A 20,276-nucleotide genomic window follows, 5' to 3' on the forward strand; every position below is an offset into this window, starting at 1 on the left:
CGACCAGTCTAATAGTCCGGCATAGAATAATCGCCATGACCGACTCAAAGTTCTCCCCAACCTCTGAATTTGGGATGCCTCGCGTCCAGGTGTATACCCGTGTGGGCTGTCATTTGTGCAGTGATGCGTTAGCGACGGTGTCGTTGGTGTGCGCAGAAGCTGGCGTGAGTTTTGAAGAGATTGATATTGATCAGGATCTGAAATTGGTTGAACAATATTCAGAGTATGTTCCCGTTGTCGTTGTTGATGGTGTTCAGCAGGGCTTTTGGCGGGTTGATGAGGCCCGTTTGTGGCGTGCTGTGAATGCTGGGGCTGTGCCGCATGGTGAATGAGCGGCTTGTTCCGTTGGCGACTGTGGAGCGTGTTCCACAATATTTGAGGGCTATTGGTGGCCTTATTTCTCATGGTGATGAGCATGCTCCGTCAGCGGTTTTGGCTGAGCGTTCTGGGGTGAGTTCGGCGCAGTTCCGAAAGGATATGTCGCTTATTGGTGCGCATGGTGGTGTGCGTGGTTCTGGCTACGAGTTGGTGACGTTGCGGGCTGCGTTAGGTGAGGTTTTGGGCAGCCGTGAGCGTGTCAAATATGTGATTGTCGGTGTGGGTAATTTGGGTAGTGCGTTGGCTTCGTCGTCGGCTTTTCGTCGTGGTGGGGTTGATGTGGTGGGTTTGTTTGATACTGATCCGGCACGGGTTGGCGCACAGGTTGCTGGGTTGACTGTGCTTCATGATGATCAGTTGGCGGATGTTATTCGTGAGCATGGGGTGTCGATTGCTGTGTTGGCGACGTCGGAGTCGAGTGCACAGTTAATGGCTGATGTTGTGGTTGGTGCGGGTGTTCGGGAAATTTTGAACTTTGTTCCTGTGGTTTTGCAGGTTCCGTCGTCGGTGGAGGTGCGTTCTGTCGATTTGGGTGTTGAACTGCAAATGTTGGCTTTTCATGCCCGTAATCGGTGACGCATAAGTGCTCGTAGTGTGAGTCCAGCAATGATGGTGGTTGCGCCGAAGATAAGGGACTGTAACGGCACGCTGAATGCAAGGATGAGGCAGGCTATGCCGCCACATGCAGAGATTATTCGCGGGATTATGCGTTGTTCGCGGGGTTGTTGTAACGCGCTGAGGTGGGCTATTGCGTAGTAGATCAGCACGCCCATGGACGATATTCCGATGGTTTGCGTGACATCTGTGGTCAAGATCAGGGTGATGGAGCACGCTGCGATAAAGATTTCTGCACGCGCGGGGGTCTGCCATCGTGATGTGAGTGCAGCAAATGTGTGGGGGAGTTCGCGATCGCGAGCCATCGCTAGGGCGGTTCTGCTGATTCCGCTCATCAGGGTGAGTAGCGCTCCGAGGGTGGCAAGGGCTGCTGCTGCAGTGAGTGGTAGAGATAGCCAAGAGGCGTTGAGGGCTTGCGCGAGGTCGAGTAGTGGTGCATGTGCTGTGGCGAGTGTGTGGTGTGGAAGAAAATGCGTGAGGCATAACGTTAACGCGACATAGATGCTTAAAACTGTGAGCAGCGCGATCATGATTGCTTTGGGTATTGTGCGGCGCGGGGCAGCGACTTCTTCGGCGAGTGTTGCGATGCGTGCGTATCCGGCGAAGGCAAAGAACAACAGTCCGGTTGCTGTGAGTATGTTGATGCTGTGCGTTGTGGGTGTTTCAAAAACTGTGTGAGGAGCGGTGTTCCACTGTGTGCTGGCAAGCGCGAAGAGTACCGCGAACACGCTAAGTACGGGTATGACGAGTATTTTTGTGGCTCGGGCTGTTCGTGTGACGCCACGAATGTTGATGATGGTTACTATGCAGACAGCAGCTACGGCAACAAGTTTGTGATATCCCTGTGGCGCGGCATAGGCGGAAAATGTGAGCGCGATGGCCGCTGTGCTTGCAGTTTTTCCAACGACGAAGCCCCAACCGGCGATGAACCCGGTTGTGGGGTTGAGGAGTTTTCGACCGTACACGTATGTGCCGCCAGCTTGCGGGTACGATATGGCGAGTTGGGCCGTCGATAAGGCATTTGTTAGGGCAACGATTGCGGCTAATGCGACTGCTATGAGCAGGAAGGGTCCGGCATAGTGTGCTGCGGGTGTGAATACGGTAAAAACGCCTGCACCAAGCATTGAGCCGATGCCGATGAAAACAGCGTCGTTGAGCTTGAGCGTGCGTGCGAGGTGCGGTTGCGGGGTCACAGGGCATGTATACCTGATGAAGGCGAACAACTCATGTTGTAGGGAAATATGTGGTGTTTATTTTTCTGTGTGAGGTTTCTGCTGGTAGACCCACACGTATGAATATTCAAATATCGCAGTGTCTCATACTTTAGGCGTTATGTCCCTTCAGTAATGCTTCGTGCAAAGATTTATGCGACATAATGATGAAAAGCATTTGTTGAAAAATGTGTGCACACTCTGGTTAGTTGAACTGCGTAAACGTATTTTTTATTTATGTGATTGTGGACGGCGGTAAGAAATTATGACCGAAAACGTCGATTTTGATCGGTGGTTGTCAGCGCAGCAGCAGCGCAATTGGCGGGCCTACCTCGAAGGGCAAGCCATTTTGTGGAATGGACTTAACGCTGATTTAGAAACCTTTTGCGACCTGTCCATAAGTGAATATGAGATTTTGGTGAGGTTATCTGAACGCGAGAACTACACGATGAGAATGTCTGTGTTAGCTGATGAAATAGCGCAATCACGTTCTCGGGTTTCACACACTGTGCGGCGACTAGAAAAACGCAACCTCGTCATGCGTAAACCTGCGCTTAATGACGGACGAGGTGTCGACTGCGTTATGACAGAGCACGGATATTCGATTCTCCAGCGCTCTGCACCCATACACGTCGCTTCCGTGCGCGATAGGTTAGTCGATGTATTAACTGAAGAAGAATTATCTTTACTTGCTGTTATGTTTCGACGGGTAGCCTATGCTGCTGGCCGAGATACAAGCGATTCAGAAAACACATTCGAAGTGTTGTAGTCCTCTTTTCTGGAAATTGGATAAAGATCACGTAGGTTCTTTTCTGCTGAGCCTGCCTGAACGCATCATTGTTTGACACACTTAAAACATGTCTTCAACGATCGTTCACCTTATGCGCCATGGCGAAGTCCACAATCCAGAAAAAATTTTGTATGGACGTTTACCGGGATACCGTCTTTCTGAACTTGGGCAAGAAATGGCTTCGAGGGTGTCGCAGCATCTGACAGAAGCGCAACGCGATATTACTGTCGTTATTGCTTCACCATTGCAGCGCGCACAAGAAACAGCGACACCGTCAGCCCAAGCTTTTGGTGTAGATCTAGGCACAGATGAGCGGCTTATTGAATCCGCCAACTATTTTGAAGGCAAAACTTTTGGTGTGGGCGACGGCTCATTACGTCACCCAGCACACTGGCCTCGTCTGGTTAACCCGTTTAAACCTTCGTGGGGCGAACCATATAAAGAACAAGTTGCGCGCATGCACGCTGCCGTAGAAGACGCGCGTCAACAAGCTGAAGGTCATGAGGCTTTGCTCGTCAGCCATCAACTTCCGATCTGGATTGCACGTTCAGCATTTGAAGGAAAAAAGTTGTGGCACGACCCTCGCAAGCGCGAATGCAACCTAGCGTCCTTGACTTCTTTAACGTTTGACGGTTCCACATTAGTGTCCGTTGACTACAGCGAACCTGTCGCAGATCTGTATCCTCAATCTTCACGTGTCGCTGGAGCGTGAGATTCCCAGTATCTTCCCAGCAGATTAAGGGAAAGTATGGTTGTGATTCGTCTGTTCTCATCCCCGCGCCCCGTCCAGACTTCTAAAGTTGCACGTGAAAAAACCTATCGTCGTCCTATTCGCCGCATAGGTGTAGCTGCCATAGCCGCAGTCACTGTTTTTACGCTGACTGCGTGTGCGCAAGAATCTGGAAACTCGACGGATGTCGTTGATCAGGGCTACCAATCTGGTGATGGTTCAGTACGGACGTGGCCTGTGAGCGAACGCGGTGAAAGCGTGGTGCTCACAGGCACAGACTTTGAAGGTAACCCTGTTGACACCTCTGAGTTCGACAACGAAATCGTGGTACTCAATACGTGGTATGCCGCATGCCCTCCTTGTCGGGCAGAAGCCCCAGATCTCCTCGCCATTGCAACCGAACGCGACAGCGAAGGCGTTCACTTTGTGGGTATAAACCGCACAGACGAAGCTGGGGCGGCACTCGCATTTGAACGCGAATTTGGTATTACATGGCCGTCGATTCAAGACACAAGTGGGCAGGCCATCGCAACACTTGCTGGTGTGGTGCCAATTAAGGCTGTGCCCACGACTGTTGTGTTAGACAAGCAGGGCCGGGTCGCAGCACGCGTGTTAGGGCAGGTGGAGAAATCTACCCTCAACACACTTATCGACGACGTGCTTGCTGAAAATGCTTAACGTCATGAGTGGCTTTCACACATTAACTGTGGCGGCTCAACCGTCCGCTGGAACTGTTTTTGCTGCGTCTGATGTTGGCGATTTTTTTGCACAAACCGCTTTTAGCGGTTCTTTGCTTTTAGCTATCCCCATCGCGCTCATTGCAGGACTCGTATCTTTTGCATCGCCGTGTGTGGTGCCTCTGGTCCCCGGATATATCGGATTCCTTGGCGGTCTTGCCGGCTCAAATATGCAGTCACTGCCGCACTTTGACTCGAACAAAACTGCGCGGCACTCCCACAGCAGAGTGATCCTCGGAATGATGTTGTTTGTTCTGGGGTTTTCCACAGTGTTTGTTTTAACGGGGGCTCTTACTGGAACACTCGGTTTGGCTTTTGCGCAGTGGACTGACACCATCACGCGCATTCTAGGTGTCGTTGTGATCATTATGGGTATCGCTTTTCTTGGTGCGATTCCAGCGTTACAAACAGAAAAGCGAATCCATTTTGCGCCGCGTGCTGGACTACTTGGCGCCCCTTTACTAGGTTTTGTGTTTGGTTTGGGTTGGACGCCATGTTTAGGTCCAACTCTTGTGGCAATTAACTCATTAGCGTTAAGTGAAGGCTCGGCAACGCGTGGTGCAATCCTTGCCGCCACTTATAGTTTGGGTTTGGGTTTGCCTTTCATTCTGATTGCTTTTGGTCTCGACAAATCGCATAAAGCATTACAGTTCTTGCGTAAACACCGCGTTGTGATTATGCGCATTGGTGGATCAATGTTGATTCTTCTTGGAATAGCGTTGGTGACCGGGCTGTGGGCATCGTGGAGTAACAAAATGTCCTTGTGGATTGGACTGACAGGAACGGTGGTCTAATGGAAAACGACGAGGCAAAAAAGCCAGACGAACACCCGTATGTGCCTCAAGGCAAAGAAGATATTTTTCGCGAGGCCACAGCAGAGAAAAACTCTGCACAGAGTATTCGTGCACCAAAAATAGGGTTTGCTGGAATGCTGCGGTTTATCTGGCGGCAGCTAACGTCAATGCGGGTTGCGTTGATGCTGCTCATGCTGCTTGCGATAGCTGCTGTGCCAGGTTCAATGTTCCCGCAGCGTGCTCAAGACCCAGCAAAAGTAGCAGAGTACCTGCAAAATAACCCAAAACTGGGGCCGTGGCTCGACAAATTTGGGTTCTTTGAAGTGTTCGCTTCACCATGGTTCGCGGCCATATATATTTTGCTTTTCATATCGTTGATTGGTTGCATTCTTCCGCGGACCAAAGCCCACTGGCAGGCCTTGCGTTCAGCCCCACCAAAAACTCCTCGCGTTTTTACTCGTTTTCCAGCGCAAGGTCATGCGCACCTCGAACACGCAGACGCGCAGCACGTCATCGAAAACGCGCGCACGCAGATGCGCGGACGAGTGCCGTTCCTTCCTCGATACCGCACAGTCACCCACGAAGAAAGCCCAAGCGTTTTCACTCTTAGCGCTGAACGTGGATATCTAAAAGAAACAGGAAACCTCCTTTTCCACCTTGCTCTGCTGGGCATACTCGTATCATTTGGTGCAGGACAGCTCCTTGAATATCGCGGTCAAGCCCTCGTCATTGAAGGGCGAGGCTTCGCTAACTCACAAATGTCATATGACTCTTTTGAACGCGGAGCATGGTTCAACGAAGACAGCATGGTTCCTTTCACGATGACTCTTGACTCGTTCGAATCAGTTTTTCGCGCATCTGATTCGGCTGCACAAGACTTCACCGCGCACGTAACAGTGACCGAACCGGATGGCACACATCGTTCAGAGGACATCAAAGTTAATGAGCCACTGAAGCAAAATGGTGCCAAGGTGTATCTCATGGGTAACGGCCACGCACCCGTGGTCACAATCAGAGACGCTAACGGTGAAGTAGCTTTTTCCGGTGCTGTGCCTTTCTTGCCGCAAGATGCCCAATACACCTCGAACGGGGTTATTAAAGTGCCGGATGTATCTACCGGCGAACAATTGGGCTTTGTTGGTTATCTGCTCCCAACAGCAGAACTAACCGAAGGACAGATGCGTTCTTTGTACCCTGAAGCGTTGAATCCTTTCCTCATCCTTGACCTGTATGAAGGAAACCTCGGATTGGATTCGGGGATACCGCAAAACGTGTACAAGCTGAACACTGACAGCATGGAAAAAATCACTGGCACACCGCAGCAACCTGACCCGCTAGTTATCGGACTTGGTCAGACCTTGGACTTGCCAGGCGGGCGAGGAACCATTGAATTTAGTGAGATACCTCGATATGCAGCCTTCGATTTACGCTACGACCCGACGCTTGCGTGGCTGCTGGTGTGGTCACTCGTCGCGCTAGCTGGGCTCGCCATCTCGTTGTTTACTCCACGCCGTCGGGTGTGGGTGCGTGTTACGCAGAGCGGTGAAACAGTTGATATTGCAGTGGCTGGTCTCGCCCGTGGAGACGATTCAGGACTGCACAACGAAATTGATCGACTCATAGCTATATTCCATAAGAAACAAGAACGTACACCGGAAGAAAAACGCGCTGCGAGACTCGCAAGTCGTGAAGTGTAGTTCGTACTCATACACAAACAAGAGGGAAAACCAATGGGAGAGATCAGCGACTACTTCGTGTGGGGGGCAATAAGCGCCTACACGATCGCAATGGTCTTATTCGCGGTGGACTTGGCACGCATCTCAGAGGAGATCGGTGCTAAAAAGCGAAGCAAAATGAATGCTTTCGTGTCTTCGTCCAACCACGATGAAGAAGTAACGGCGGGCAGCGTTGTTGAGGCGGAGCCTGACGATACCCCACCAATCACATATGTGGGACGTCAAACCAAAGCGTTGGGCATCGCCATGGCGACAACAACTTTGGGTGTCTTGTTCCACGCAATCGCCGTGGTAACTCGCGGACTAGCTGCTGGACGAGTGCCATGGGCAAACATGTACGAGTTCACACTCACGGGAACCTTCGTAGCTATCGGATTGTTCCTCCTCATCCAACTGTTTAAAGAGATCCGATACATTGGCGTCTTTTTAACATTCATTGCCGTCACCTTCCTGATGGTGGGCATGCAGGGGTTCCACGTTGCCGCTGATTCTGTGCAACCCGCACTGCAAGACTTCTGGCTTGTCATCCACGTGGGTATTGCTGTGGGCGCTACAGGAGTGCTGACGGTCGCTTTTGTGGTGTCGTTGCTGCAACTACTGCGAGACTCCCGTAACAACGGTTCGACCCTTTTGCATGGTGAAGGTGTTGTGATTCGTCAAACAAACCGTTTTGCTTGGAAAGCGCTCGACATGCGGTGGCTTGAGGTTCTTCCACAACCTGAACGTCTTGAAGCGTTAAGTTTCCGTATTAACGCGGTGGGTTTTGTGATGTGGACGTTCACCATTATTGGCGGTGCAATTTGGGCTGATGAAGCGTGGGGACGGGCGTGGGGTTGGGACCCTAAAGAGGTCTGGTCCTTCATCGTGTGGGTTGTGTATGCGGCGTACCTTCACGCACGCACCACACGTGGCTGGTCTGGACGACGAGCCGCATATTTTGTGCTGATTGGTTATGCAACAGTGTTGTTCAACTTCACTGGAGTGAACATTCTGTTTAACGGAAAACATTCCTACTCAGGGCTCTAAACACTAGGCTTTACACACCTTGCGAAGGTATATGAGTGTGGGACCCAACCAATACTGGTTGGGTCCCACACTCATATACGCATGAGGCGTTAGTTTTGGCTGGGCTTATCGGAGTCGTGATCCGTTGAGTTTCCGTCGTCGCCCTGATTTTCTGGTTCGTTATCAGCAGGTGAGTCTTTGTCTGATTGTTGCTGCTTTTCCTCAGCTTCACGTTTGCGTCGCTGCTCTGCGGCAAGCTTCCACAAGAAATCCGGGTCGTCATCTGGCGCTACGGGCCCAGATGATTGAAAGTTATTCCTGCCACGCGAATATGTGCTGGGAGTCGACGGACCAGAAGAATACGATGCCGTGTTTTTGCGTCCGTTAACAAAGACCAACCAAATAATGGGGCCGAGCAACGGAATGAAAGCAACGATCAGTATCCACATGAACTTGGGGGCCGTACCGCGGCGTTGCTCATCACTCGAGAGAATATCTGCAATGCAGTACAACGCGAGTGCGAATAAGAAGATAACAGCGAGCGCTCTAAGCATGTTCTAAGCCTAACCCGTTACTCTTAAGGCGTGGCACTGCTTAAATACACGTTATACCGGATCGGTATTGTTCTTTTGTGCGCTGTGGGTCTTCAGTTTGTGGCTCGTGGCGCTTTGTTGTGGATTCTTGCGTTTACGCTGGGGATGCTGATTTCGTATGTGCTTTTGGGGCGGCAGCGTGCAGAAGTTACTGCTGAGTTCGAAGCGCACAAGACCAAACGTCATGAACAGTTTGGCAAGATCGCTATGGCAGACGCAGATTATGAGGATTCGCTGTCGTCATCAGATGATTCTCGTGATGACGACGAGGGGTCGTCACAAAGCGAGTCCGATTCCAAGTAGCGCGCCGTAGGCGAGTTCGTACATTCCTGTGCCTACGAGTACGGGAATGAGGAGTTTTCCGCGTGCTCCCGCAAACATGGGTAGGGTGAGGAGCACCGCTGGTAGCCCGAGCATGAGGGTGAGTAGCGCCCACGGGTTAAAGAATGCGCATGCGATTGCGAGCAGTAGGGGCAACCAAATCATTGCGATGTACAGTTGGCGTGCTTTGAAGTCTCCGATTCGAACTGCGAGTGTGCGTTTTCCGGCGATGACGTCGGTTGTGATGTCGCGGATGTTGTTGGCCATGAGGATCGCGCAGGCGATGAGGCCGATTCCGATGGCGCCGAGGAGTGACGGCCAGGTGACGCGTCCGGCGAGGATATATGTGGTTCCCATGGTTGCGACGAGGCCGAAGAATATGAACACTCCGACTTCGCCTAGTCCGGCATATCCGTAAGGGTTTTTGCCTCCGGTGTAGTACCAGCCAGCTAGGATACACAGGGCGCCGACTGCGAGGAGCCACCAATATCCGGTGAGCGCGACGAGGGTGAGGCCGATGAGTGCGCTTACCCCGAATGCAGCGAATGCGGCATATTTGACGTGGCGTGGTTGGGCGAGGCCTGAAGCTGTGAGTCGTGTTGGTCCTACTCGGTCTAGGTCTGTGCCGCGCACGCCGTCTGAGTAGTCGTTTGCGTAGTTCACGCCTATTTGTAGTGCGACTGCTACGAGTAGGGCGAGTAGTGCGTACAGGAAGTGAAAGGAATCGATGTGTGCGGCGGCTCCTGCTCCCACAAAGACGGGTGCGGCGGCTGCGGGGAGGGTGCGTGGTCGTGCACCTTCAATCCATTCGCTAAGGGTTGCCATCGATTGTCTCTTTCTATGCTGTGCTTAAGTGTGTGGCGAGTTGTGTGGCTGCGATTCGGTCGTGCTTTCCGGTTGCGGTTGTGGGGATGGCGGATACGACATGTATTTCTCGTGGCCCATACTCTTTACCTAGGTTACTGGTTAGGACTTCACGTATGTGCGTTATTGGGTCAATCTCGCTGTCAGCGCACGTGGTGACAAGTGCGACGAGGCGTTGGCCCCATTCGCTGTCGGGTATGCCGACGGCGCAGGATTCGATGATGCCGAATGATCCGGTGAGCGCGTTTTCGACGATGGTGGGGGAGATTTTTAGTCCGCCGCTGATGATGATGTCGTCTGCTCGTCCGAGTATGTCGAGTGTGTGGGTGGTGGGGTTCCATTGGCCGAGGTCGTTGGTGCGATGCCAACGTGTGCCTTCGGCGTCGGTGTAGAAGGCTTCGGTGTCAGCTAGCGTGTGCACGGCTGTGCATAGTGGAGTGTGTGTTGTGTCGGAGGCTGATAGGTACCCGTCGGCGAGCATCGGTCCGGCAATGTGGATGCGATTGTCTGCGGTGATGTGCACGCGGGTGATATCGAGTGGTGTGCCAGAGTAGACGCAGCCGCCTGCGGTTTCGCTCATTCCGTAGGTTGTGTGGACGGGAATGTTGTGGCGGTGTGCCATCTCGAGGAGTGAAGTGGATGCTGCTGCTCCACCGAGCAGAATGGCAGAGTAGGACTGTAACGCTGCAATAGCTTCGGACTGTTCAGGGCTGGGCGTAAGCAGCCGGTGTAATTGTGTGGGCACTAGCGACGTGTATGTTGTGGATGCGCTGAGTTGCTCGGTGGCGTGGATAAATTCTGTGCCCGAAAACGTGTGGTGTTTGGGCATGCTGACAGGCCGGTGTCCGGCTAGTGCGCTTCGGCTGAGTACTTGAATACCAGCAATATGATGTGTTGGCAGGGTAAGGAGCCATTGACCGGGGCCTGATAGTGCGCGATGTGTTGCCTCTCCGGAGGTCTTGAGTGCACGAGTGGAGACCACAACGCTTTTTGCTGTTCCCGTGGATCCAGAAGTGGACACGACAACGTGGCCGACATGTGAAGAAAGTATCTTTTCTACATCGTCGTACGTGTATGAATGTGTAAAACCAGTTGAATGTACGTGCGTGCCGCTCACTATTCCAGATTACGCGGGAGAATACTATGTGGAGTGCACGTGGCTGTTAACCACGTGGACGATGCGTCACTGATGACACTTTGTGCCACCGAACGATGCGCGTCACCGCACATTCTTTAACTGGAGGAAACCAGAATGAGCGATCGGCACGTGGCACGCGTACCAATGAATCGTCTCGTGGGTATGTCAATGGTTGCAGTGCTTTCAGCAAGCTTGATCACTGCATGCTCCAAAGAGCCTGAACCAGCACCTACCACACCATCGACGACACCGGCAGCAACAGCCTCGGCAACCCCCACGCCTACGCCTGAGCCAGAACCGGAACCCGTTGTGTGGCCGCTTACTGGCAAGGAAAGCGACTCTGTTAAGAACCGGCCAGCAGTGGCTGTTAAGGTCGAAAACACTGCGGCGGCTCGCCCACAGTCAGGGCTGGAAGACGCTGACGTCGTGTGGGAAACAATCGTCGAATTTGAGGTATCTCGGTTTATTGCCGTCTACCATTCAAAATATCCCAAAGAAATTGGGCCGATCCGTTCAGTGCGTCCCATGGACGTGCGGGTGGTTTCCCCATTGGGTGGTGCTTTCATCTATTCAGGTGGCCAGACTGGGATTTTGAAACTGGTGGCAAAAGACAAAAACATTGAGGCTTTTGACGAAAACTCTGCAGCAAGCGCACTGTGGCGGTCACGTTACCGGGCTGCACCACACAACCTGTATGGCGATGTGAGCGGTTTCGCTAAGCTCGTTTCAAAAAAGAACGCTGATTCTCCCGAAGAGCAGTTCACTTTTGCCGATAAACTTTCGAATGCGACTGCGGTAGAGGACGGCAAGAAAGCTTCCACTGTGTCGTTGCGGATGTCTACGTCCTCATCGCCTAAATGGACGTGGGATAGCAAAACAAAGAAATGGCTTCGTTCAGAAGGTACTTTTAAGGCTGTTGCGGCATCGGGGAAACGCTTATCAGCAACAAACGTTGTTGTTGTGCGGGCTCGTCACTTTGACTCAGGGTTTGATGCGCAAAACCGAGCCCCAGTTCCTGACTATGACCTCACCGGAACAGGTACGGGCGTTGTTGCTACGGGTGGAAAAACCCTTGAAGTTAAGTGGACGAAAAAAGACAATTCAAGCCCACTGACTTTGCATGACGAAGACGGCAACCCGGTAGACCTAGCACCGGGTAATACGTGGGTGGAGCTTTTACCTAAGAAAACAGGAAAAATAACCATCGACTAGTACTTTGGTATGACATGGGGTGGGGAATCCTACCACCTAAAGTGCAAGGCTTCACCTGCATAAATCAGCCGCTTGTTTGTCGCGGAAAACCGTTCTTCTTGAAACAATTTAGATATGGCAGCGGTAACAAGCATTCAAGTCAGTCAACGAGTCTCTTCACTACCCGTGACTGGTTACCGCCACGCCACGGTTGAGGAGAGGCCGCAGCACCTCGTCGAAACACAGCGTGAACCGATTGCGCGGCGTTTCAGTCCATCCTCAGTTGCCGCAGTCGGGATCGCGTTTCTCGCAGCGGGAGGATTGCTTGCAGGCTTTGCAGTCGTGACAGCCAACGCAATTGAGTGGGGATCACAACTCATCGTCAACCTATGACGATGCATGCAGTGTAAGTTGCGCACACCTGACAACACACACTGAATAAGAACATAGTCTGTGCCGATTCAGTCCAGGGGATCTGGCACAACGCTTAAGAGCGGTAGGTATTCCTAGTCCAGGAGGAATACCAGCCGCTTTTTTGTTTACTGCAGGGCAAGGCGCTACATGCACAATGTGAAGGGTGCGAGCCTTAGGCATTCAGGCCCACACCCTCCACTGATGCTGATCGGCAATGATCAGTAGTAGTACGGGAAGCTCGACCAGTCAGGGTCACGACGCTCCAAGAACGAATCCCGCCCCTCAACAGCCTCATCAGTCATATACGCCAAACGGGTTGCCTCACCAGCAAAAACTTGCTGCCCCATCAGCCCGTCATCCGCTAGGTTGAAAGCAAACTTCAACATGCGGATAGCTTGCGGAGACTTCAACGCAATAGTGCGCGCATATTCCAGCGCTACATCTTCAACCTCATCGTGGTCTGCGACCTCATTAACAGCACCCCACTCATACGCGTCCTGAGCAGAATACTCACGTGCCAAGAAAAACACTTCACGAGCCCGCTTCTGACCAACCTGACGCGCAAAATATGCTGAACCATACCCGCCATCAAACGAACCAACATTCGCGTCAGTTTGCTTAAAGCGGGCATGCTGGCGAGAAGCAATCGACAAATCAGCAACAACATGAAGGGAATGCCCGCCACCAGCAGCCCACCCATTAACAACCGCAATAACAACCTTAGGCATCGTGCGGATCAGACGCTGCACCTCAAGAATGTGCAAACGGCCAGCCTGCGCAGGATCAATACCGTCACGAGTTTCAATCGCATTATCTGTGACATATCTATACCCGTCACGGCCACGAATACGCTGATCACCGCCAGAACAAAAAGCCCAACCGCCATCTTTAGCGCTCGGACCATTACCCGTCAAAATAACTGTTCCAACGGAAGACGTCATACGCGCATGATCAAGAACCCGATACAACTCATCAACAGTGTGGGGACGGAAAGCATTACGAACCTGCGGACGGTGAAAAGCGATACGCACGACAGGAAGATCACGTTCCTGCTCACCCGAACGATCCACCCCACGGTGATACGTAATATCAGTTAACTCCTCAAAACCGGCAATAGTGCGCCATTTTGTCGGATCAAAGGTCTCAGAAATTTTCTCAGGAATCGAACTCACACACTCACTGTAGGCCACCACACCAGCACTCGACGACAACAGCCACCCAACTCACCACAACTCAAACCTGTTACACAACGGATACACAGCACGCACCCCGCGAAACACTCAGTACACACACGACAGGTAGATTCGCGATATGAGTACGAGCCCACGCCGCCAAGCACGAGGATCGGAACGTCGAGAAACAATCATCGACGCAGCCCTCACACTCATGGTGCGCGAAGGCCCCCACGCAGTATCACATCGTCGAGTAGCAACAGAAGCAGACGTGCCCCTAGCCGCAACCACCTACTACTTCACCTCACGCGACGAACTACTCGCACTAGCCGGACAACGCTTAGCCGACGAATGGGCTAGACACGCCACCACCCACGCGAAAGAACTGCACGACACCTGCGCGACAACACCCGCACAAGCCGCAGAAATCCTCACCAAAGTAGCGTTGCCCTACGGAACAGAACTAGAAATACGCGCATACTACGAACACGCCGTCGTGCTCGGACGCTCAGACGAAGAAGCCCACCGCCGCGTATCAGCCAGCAACTCATACTGCGCCGCCATCAACACAGCACTCATCAAAACCAAAATCACCATGGCCGAAGAAGTCATCATCGCCTGCATCGACGGTGCCGTACTCTTAGCTATGCGCGACGGACTACCCATCCGAGAACGCGTGCACGCAACACTCCTCGAACTCTTCGTCGAAACCGGGACACACGCACCCGCCCACCACACAACAACGTACCCTTAAAAGGTGTTCGTATACTCAACAGCCCTCACTGTACGTTTCCGCGGAATCACACAACGTGAAGGACTCATCTACCAAGGGCCTGCAGGCTGGGCAGAATTTTCCCCCTTCACCGAATACGACGACCACGAATCAGCTGCCTGGCTGCGAGCCGCACACGAAGCCGCACATACAGGTTTCCCACCACCGCGCCGCACACACATACCCGTAAACGTCACTATCCCCGCAACTGACCCCGCAACCGCACACGCCCTAGCCTCCGCACCACACGGCTGCACCACCGCAAAAGTAAAAGTTGCAGAACACGGCCAAACCGTCGACGAAGAAATCGCCCGACTGGAAGCCGTACGAGACGCATTAGGGCCACACGGAAAAATACGCATCGACGCAAACGGCGGCTGGGACGTCCCCACCGCAGCAACGCGACTCAAACTCCTCGACCGCGCCGCAGGTGGACTCGAATACGTAGAACAGCCCTGCGCGACAGTCCCAGAACTAGCTCAACTTCGTCGAATCACACACATCCCCATCGCCGCCGACGAATCAATCAGAAAAGCAGAAGACCCCTACGCGGTTGTACGCGCAGACGCCGCCGACATTATGGTTTTGAAAGTGCAGCCACTTGGCGGAGTCATGGCCTGCCTAGAAATAGCACACGAACTTGACCGACCAGTCGTCGTGTCATCAGCACTCGAAAGTTCAGTGGGCCTTGCCGCAGGTATTGCGCTCGCAGCAGCCCTACCAGAGCTGCCGTATGCGTGCGGGTTGGCAACGTCATCGTTGTTTGTGCACGACCTTGTTGATGAACCATTGGCTGCACACGACGGAAGTATTGATGTTCGACGACCTCCTTTGACGACGCAGCACCGCGAGCTTGTGCAAGCATCGCCAGAGCGCACTGCATGGTGGCTTGATAGGTATCAGCGAGTAGCGCGCCTCATCGAAGCAGGGGGCACAAGCGGCAACACTGTGTCGTCCCAGCGGTAGATTAACCAGTTGAAAGATAACCTAAGGGCAGTTAAAGAAACACTTACCTGACTGGAACACTGGTGGATACTGCATTCGATCATTCTGCGCCGTTGCCTCCTGCGTTAGCTCAAGCTCAGGGGCTACTCGCGCAACTTATTGCTCAAGGGTTGCGTGATGTGGTCGTGTGCCCGGGTTCTCGTTCTGCGCCTCTTGCGTATGCCGCTTATGTTGCCGCGGAGCAAGGCCTTGTGCGATTGCATGTGCGTATTGATGAGCGAACTGCAGGATTCTTAGCTTTAGGTGTGGGCAAGGGAAACCCAGAACGTCCGGCTTTGGTCATTACCACCTCTGGGACGGCAGTGGCTCATCTGCACCCGGCAGTGTTGGAAGCACACCACAGCAATATTCCGTTGATTGTGGTCAGTGCAGACCGGCCACACGAATTGCGTGGCACGGGTGCGAACCAAACAACAACGCATGTGGGAATGTTTGGTTCGTCGGTGCGTTTAGTTGTTGATATTCCCGCTCCGTGCGGGCGGCCTCGTGAAGCCGCAGAAGTTCACGCAGGTGCAGCACGCGCTTGGGCTGCAGCGACAGGAGTTACGCAACAAAGCGGGCCTGTTCACGTGAATATGGCTTTTCGTGAACCTTTGGCCCCACACAGCGACGAACTCAAACACATGCAACGCGTTGCCGCAGAGATACCTGAACCTGTCAGTTTTGGGCCGCACCGTCATACAACGCACTACGTTGATGACGCGCTCCACGCCCACACAATAGCGGCAATAAAAAACACGGTGATCATCGCTGGTGATAATGCAACGCAGGCGGTCGGAGACCTCGCTCAAGCACACGGATGGCCCATCATCGCAGAGCCTTCGTCTGGGCTTGTCGGCCACGAGCAGGCGATTCCAGGTGCAGTGCACATCCTCACTCACACGCACGGACGGTTGCACGCACTCACGCAAAGCATCGAACAGGTTATTGTGTGTGGGCATCCCACGCTGACTCGCGCCGTGCAGCGCCTTATTGCACGAGAGGACGTCACAACGGTTGTCATTGCGCAGGGGACTGGTCCGTGGACCGACCCAAGCAATAGCGCTGACATGGTGTTGTATGGCATTCCGCAACAACTGGTGTCGAAGCAGCACGCAACTGATGACAACCAATCGTGGTTACAACAGTGGAAAACACACTCTCAAAAGGTAGCCCGTCTACTTGACGACGAAATCGGCAGCGGAGACCTCCACACAGGCTTGGCTCCTGCGCGCGCAATACGAGCGACAGTGGATGTGAGCGACAACGACATCGTGTTTTTTGGTGCCTCATCGGCCATTAGGGACGCTGATGCATATGTCACCCGATGGTCTGATGGGCAACAGATAGAAGCGCAACGCGGACTCGCCGGAATCGATGGTGGGATTTCTGGCGCGTTAGGGTTGGCTTTTGCCACCGGTAAGCGGGTGCGCGCCATCCTTGGCGATCTCACCTTCCTGCATGATGCGGGCGGGCTGCTGCGAAGCGCGAAAGAGCCTATCGCCCCAGTCGACATCATCGTCTTGAATGACCAAGGGGGAGCGATCTTCTCTGGCCTAGAGCATGGCGCAGCGGGTGATTTTGAATTATTTGAACGAGTGTTTGGCACCCCACATGAGGCGCACATTGAACTGTTATGCGCCGCATATGGTGTCGATTATCAGCGGATTTCCACGGATGATGAGCTCTCAATGCTCTTGAAAAGCGGTAGTGACTCGATCCGCGTGTTTGAAATTGTGTTTTCTCGGGAGGAACGCACTCGCGCTTTTCGACGTATCACCGCAGGTCTAGATGCATTAGCCTAAATGCACCTAACCGCACTTTTCGCCACGTTCAAAGTTCTTTCAGGAAATTCCAAGCAGTGTTCCAGAGCGAAGGTGTTATCTAGATAGCAAGAACACCAAGGAGGACCACAATGGAAAACAACGAAAAGGGTAACGTCTCAGGTAACGAAGACAACGCACCAGCACAAGACGACACCCAAGTTGTGCCCACCGCCAATGCCCCACAACAACCAGAAACTCAGGCTATTCCGGTTCAGCCTGCGCAGCCAGATGCAACAGAACAGCATGCAGCAGAGCAGCCCGCACCAGAGAAGAAACAAACCATGGTGCTGCCACTCGTTGCAACAGCCGCGATCGCAGCTGTGCTTGCAAGCGTTGGAACTGCGGCATTGACAGGTCAGTTCTCAGACGACGATTCACCAGCTGCCGCATCATCTTCAGAATCGCAGTCTCCAGAAATCGGCACGAAAACTGACTCATCGGTGTCTGCTCCAGTCACCTCGTCAACAAACCAAAACCCTGACTGGCAGGCAGTGACCGCAGCAGTTGCACCATCAGTCGTCGCAATCCAAGTCGCAACCGACGGCGGTGGCTCCCAAGGATCAGGCGTCATCATTGACGGTCAAGGCCACATTCTCACCAACAACCACGTTGTAGAAGGCGCGACCGGAAACAAAGTATCCGTTACCTTGAACGACGGGCGCATCTACACGGCCGACATCACAGGACTTGACCCAGCAACAGACCTTGCCGTGTTGAAACTCCAAGACCCACCTAAAGACCTACAGTCCGCAGTATTTGCCGACTCAGACGAAGTAGCCGTAGGTTCTTCAGTCATGGCGATGGGTAACCCGCTAGGCCTTTCACAAACCGCAACCACAGGAATCGTGTCCGCAGTTGACCGCCCTGTCACAACCGCACAAACCTCAGACGGCACATTGGTTGTTACAAACGCGATCCAAATTGATGCGGCTATCAACCCCGGCAACTCGGGTGGCCCACTCTTTAACGCACAAGGCGAAGTCATCGGTATCACCTCGTCTATCGCAACGATGTCCAGTTCACCACTCAGCCAAAGCGGCTCAATTGGTCTTGGCTTTGCGATCCCATCAAACCTTGCAACAAACATCGGTGCCCAACTGATCGACAACGGTGAAGCAAAACACGCCTTCTTAGGTGTTCGTATGACGGACGGAACAGGAAGCGTTAACGGTTTCACCCGTCAAGGCGCATTGGTGGCAAGCGTGAGCGAAGATTCACCTGCTGCTAAGGCAGGTTTGAAAGCCAAAGACGTTATCGTCTCCATTGATGGCAAAGCGGTTACCGGGTCAGAGTCTCTTACCGGTTTTGTACGTGAAAGCAACGCCGGTGACGAAGTCACCCTAGGTGTGGTGCGCAATGGAAAGCTCATCGAAGTCAAAGCAACGTTAAGCAACCGTACCGAAACAGCCACCTCAACACCGCAGCAAGACGGTTCTGGGCGTGACGACGGAAGCAGCAACGGCCGCGGACAGCAGGGCAGATGGAATTCTGAAGATCCCAGCAACCTGCCAAATCTAGAAGACCTCTTCCCGGGCCTATCTAACAACTGATCACACACTATATTGCAGGGGTGAGGCGCTTGTGCGCCTCACCCCTTCCTCGCTGTACGGCGCAGATTACGCCTGCACAGCGCTCGTCATAGGACGCAGCTTAGCGAACGTTTCAGCCAACTCATCTGCGGGGTTGGACGCTGCAACAATCCCACAACCAGCAAACAGACGAATCGTGTTCGGGTTGTCCTGACACAACTCAGCTGAACGCAAAGCAATACCCCATTCGCCATCCCCATCAGCGCCAACCCAGCCCACTGGGCCTGCATAACGAGAACGATCCATGTTCTCTATATCCAAAATGAGTTGTGCTGCTAGGTCCGTGGGCGTGCCGCACACGGCAGCAGTGGGGTGCAACGCCGCGGCGAGTGACAGGCTCGTCGCGCCAGCATGAGTGTCAACAACAGCTGCAACATCGCTGGCTAAGTGCAGCACATTAGGTAGGTGTAGCACGAAAGGTGTTTCGGGTACGTTCAGTGACGAACAATAAGGGCGCAGTGCATCAGCTACAGATCGCACGGCATATTCGTGTTCTTCAAGGTCTTTCGACGAGTGAGCGAGTACCGCCGCACGAGCAGTATCAGTTTCGTCGTCGCCGGTGCGTTGAATGGTGCCAGCAAGTACGCGGCTCGTAACGAGGCCCTTTTCGGTGCGGACAAGCAACTCCGGGGTTGCACCGATCATGCCATCGACGCTGAACGTCCAACAGTTTTCATACGAGTCAACCAAATTGGACAAGACATGTCGCACATCAATGGGCTGTTCGCTGGTTCCGATGACATCGCGTGCAAGCACAATTTTCTCTAACTCATCATTGCGGATACGGTGCACAGCATCAGCGACGACCTCTTGCCACTGCTCACCCGTAAGCGCCCCAGTTTCGAAATCCACCTGCCCGGGGCTCGTAATGGGCTGATGCTGCGCAACAAGTTCGTCCAACGTCGGAGTCGTAGCAAACGGTTCTTCCACCGTCGTCATCACCGTGAACCACCACGCGTCAGCGCGTCGCCCTACAACAAACTGCGGAACGATCAGAACACTGGAAGCAGCGCTTTCCTGCGCGAACGCGAACGAACCAAAAGCGACAGGTCCGCTGCCGGGAACCGAAACTTCGTCACGCACGATCGCATGCTCGCGGATGGTGTTCCATGCCTGCATCGCATCGGTAAAACGCGACGCGCCAGACGTATCAAAACGAGCTATTTCACCCCACCCAACAATTCCCTCGCCTCGACGCACCCAAGCAAGCGGCGCCTGGTGAGGCAGCAAACGCACAAGAGCATCCAGTGACTCGTCGCGCGCAGGTATTTTTATTGTGCGCGCAACTATGCGTGGATAGGTCTGTGTCGCTGAAGAATGTGAACCCAGCGCAGGGTCATGTGCTGGTTCAGTGGCGTGAGTACTCATCACATTCAAGGATAAGTCCCCAAGCACCCACTATTAACTGAGATAATG

General features: G+C 53.3%; 21 protein-coding genes. 15 read left to right on the plus strand and 6 right to left on the minus strand.

All coding sequences use genetic code 11. From position 1 onward, the window contains the following. Positions 1-35: 35 nt before the first annotated feature. Together ACR9EC_RS11290 and ACR9EC_RS11295 are read left to right on the plus strand one after the other, a co-directional pair. Positions 36-332, plus strand: coding sequence for a glutaredoxin family protein (locus ACR9EC_RS11290; RefSeq protein WP_435299320.1), 297 nt, complete (start codon positions 36-38; stop codon positions 330-332). Beyond that, positions 322-954 carry a redox-sensing transcriptional repressor Rex gene (locus ACR9EC_RS11295; RefSeq protein WP_435299321.1) on the plus strand — a complete coding sequence of 211 codons (633 nt, stop codon included), beginning with the start codon at positions 322-324 and terminating at the stop codon, positions 952-954. The genes ACR9EC_RS11290 and ACR9EC_RS11295 overlap by 11 nt, the downstream gene beginning before the upstream one ends. Here ACR9EC_RS11295 and ACR9EC_RS11300 read toward each other — a convergent pair. After that, on the minus strand, positions 936-2,186 hold the full coding sequence (locus tag ACR9EC_RS11300; protein ID WP_435299322.1) for an APC family permease: 1,251 nt from the start codon (positions 2,184-2,186) through the stop codon (positions 936-938). The two genes, ACR9EC_RS11295 and ACR9EC_RS11300, sit on opposite strands and share 19 nt — an antisense overlap. A gap of 283 nt (positions 2,187-2,469) precedes the next feature. Between ACR9EC_RS11300 and ACR9EC_RS11305 the strand changes: the two genes are divergently transcribed. From ACR9EC_RS11305 to ccsB, 6 genes are all read left to right on the plus strand, one after another. Beyond that, positions 2,470-2,973, plus strand: a complete 504-nt coding sequence (locus ACR9EC_RS11305) for a MarR family winged helix-turn-helix transcriptional regulator (RefSeq protein WP_435299323.1) — start codon at positions 2,470-2,472, stop codon at positions 2,971-2,973. 88 nt (positions 2,974-3,061) lie between these two features. Then, positions 3,062-3,706, plus strand: a complete 645-nt coding sequence (locus ACR9EC_RS11310; RefSeq protein WP_435299324.1) for a histidine phosphatase family protein — start codon at positions 3,062-3,064, stop codon at positions 3,704-3,706. Between the two features lie 42 nt (positions 3,707-3,748). Next, positions 3,749-4,402, plus strand: a complete 654-nt coding sequence (locus ACR9EC_RS11315; RefSeq protein WP_435299325.1) for a TlpA family protein disulfide reductase — start codon at positions 3,749-3,751, stop codon at positions 4,400-4,402. Positions 4,403-4,406: 4 nt separating this feature from the next. Further along, positions 4,407-5,255 (plus strand): cytochrome c biogenesis CcdA family protein, encoded by an 849-nt coding sequence (locus ACR9EC_RS11320; RefSeq protein ID WP_435299326.1) that lies wholly within the window; start codon positions 4,407-4,409, stop codon positions 5,253-5,255. Then, positions 5,255-6,952, plus strand: a complete 1,698-nt coding sequence (gene resB, locus ACR9EC_RS11325; RefSeq protein WP_435299327.1) for a cytochrome c biogenesis protein ResB — start codon at positions 5,255-5,257, stop codon at positions 6,950-6,952. Before ACR9EC_RS11320 ends, resB begins: the two co-directional genes overlap by 1 nt. A gap of 33 nt (positions 6,953-6,985) precedes the next feature. Continuing rightward, positions 6,986-8,017, plus strand: a complete 1,032-nt coding sequence (gene ccsB / locus ACR9EC_RS11330) for a c-type cytochrome biogenesis protein CcsB (protein ID WP_435299328.1) — start codon at positions 6,986-6,988, stop codon at positions 8,015-8,017. Positions 8,018-8,106: 89 nt separating this feature from the next. On the opposite strand, the gene ACR9EC_RS11335 is transcribed toward ccsB, so the two are convergent. Beyond that, positions 8,107-8,550, minus strand: coding sequence for a PLD nuclease N-terminal domain-containing protein (locus ACR9EC_RS11335; protein ID WP_435299329.1), 444 nt, complete (start codon positions 8,548-8,550; stop codon positions 8,107-8,109). A 30-nt stretch (positions 8,551-8,580) separates the two neighbouring features. Here ACR9EC_RS11335 and ACR9EC_RS11340 point away from each other — a divergent pair, with 30 nt between their 5' ends. Next, positions 8,581-8,892, plus strand: a complete 312-nt coding sequence (locus ACR9EC_RS11340; protein ID WP_435299330.1) for a DUF4229 domain-containing protein — start codon at positions 8,581-8,583, stop codon at positions 8,890-8,892. On the opposite strand, the gene ACR9EC_RS11345 is transcribed toward ACR9EC_RS11340, so the two are convergent. Beyond that, positions 8,866-9,735: a 1,4-dihydroxy-2-naphthoate polyprenyltransferase gene (locus ACR9EC_RS11345; RefSeq protein WP_435299331.1), complete on the minus strand. Its 870-nt coding sequence runs from the start codon at positions 9,733-9,735 to the stop codon at positions 8,866-8,868. The genes ACR9EC_RS11340 and ACR9EC_RS11345 overlap by 27 nt on opposite strands. A 13-nt stretch (positions 9,736-9,748) precedes the next feature. Continuing rightward, positions 9,749-10,891: an AMP-binding protein gene (locus ACR9EC_RS11350; RefSeq protein ID WP_435299332.1), complete on the minus strand. Its 1,143-nt coding sequence runs from the start codon at positions 10,889-10,891 to the stop codon at positions 9,749-9,751. Positions 10,892-11,026: 135 nt separating this feature from the next. On the opposite strand from ACR9EC_RS11350, the gene ACR9EC_RS11355 reads away from it, so the two are divergent. Both ACR9EC_RS11355 and ACR9EC_RS11360 read left to right on the plus strand, forming a co-directional pair. Further along, positions 11,027-12,124, plus strand: coding sequence for a DUF3048 domain-containing protein (locus tag ACR9EC_RS11355; RefSeq protein ID WP_435299333.1), 1,098 nt, complete (start codon positions 11,027-11,029; stop codon positions 12,122-12,124). 114 nt (positions 12,125-12,238) lie between these two features. Beyond that, the gene (locus ACR9EC_RS11360; protein WP_435299334.1) at positions 12,239-12,496 is read left to right on the plus strand and encodes a hypothetical protein; all 258 of its coding nucleotides are present in this window, start codon (positions 12,239-12,241) and stop codon (positions 12,494-12,496) included. Between the two features lie 239 nt (positions 12,497-12,735). On the opposite strand, the gene ACR9EC_RS11365 is transcribed toward ACR9EC_RS11360, so the two are convergent. Continuing rightward, on the minus strand, positions 12,736-13,689 hold the full coding sequence (locus ACR9EC_RS11365) for a 1,4-dihydroxy-2-naphthoyl-CoA synthase (protein ID WP_435299335.1): 954 nt from the start codon (positions 13,687-13,689) through the stop codon (positions 12,736-12,738). Between the two features lie 139 nt (positions 13,690-13,828). Between ACR9EC_RS11365 and ACR9EC_RS11370 the strand changes: the two genes are divergently transcribed. The 4 genes from ACR9EC_RS11370 to ACR9EC_RS11385 all read left to right on the plus strand — a co-directional run bounded on the left by ACR9EC_RS11370 (position 13,829) and on the right by ACR9EC_RS11385 (position 18,821). After that, complete coding sequence (locus ACR9EC_RS11370) at positions 13,829-14,443, plus strand: TetR/AcrR family transcriptional regulator (RefSeq protein ID WP_435299336.1); 615 nt, start codon at positions 13,829-13,831, stop codon at positions 14,441-14,443. A 3-nt stretch (positions 14,444-14,446) separates the two neighbouring features. Beyond that, positions 14,447-15,427 (plus strand): o-succinylbenzoate synthase, encoded by a 981-nt coding sequence (locus ACR9EC_RS11375; protein WP_435299337.1) that lies wholly within the window; start codon positions 14,447-14,449, stop codon positions 15,425-15,427. Positions 15,428-15,489: 62 nt separating this feature from the next. Further along, positions 15,490-17,250 carry a 2-succinyl-5-enolpyruvyl-6-hydroxy-3-cyclohexene-1-carboxylic-acid synthase gene (gene menD / locus ACR9EC_RS11380; RefSeq protein WP_435299338.1) on the plus strand — a complete coding sequence of 587 codons (1,761 nt, stop codon included), beginning with the start codon at positions 15,490-15,492 and terminating at the stop codon, positions 17,248-17,250. 110 nt (positions 17,251-17,360) lie between these two features. After that, entirely contained in the window at positions 17,361-18,821 is a 1,461-nt protein-coding gene (locus ACR9EC_RS11385) for a S1C family serine protease (RefSeq protein ID WP_435299339.1), read from the plus strand. A gap of 66 nt (positions 18,822-18,887) precedes the next feature. Here the strand turns inward: ACR9EC_RS11385 and ACR9EC_RS11390 are convergent, their stop codons facing one another. Further along, positions 18,888-20,228 carry an isochorismate synthase gene (locus ACR9EC_RS11390; protein WP_435299340.1) on the minus strand — a complete coding sequence of 447 codons (1,341 nt, stop codon included), beginning with the start codon at positions 20,226-20,228 and terminating at the stop codon, positions 18,888-18,890. Positions 20,229-20,276 lie beyond the last annotated feature (48 nt).

Source organism: Timonella sp. A28 (assembly GCF_051200815.1).
GTDB lineage: Bacteria > Actinomycetota > Actinomycetes > Actinomycetales > Cellulomonadaceae > Timonella.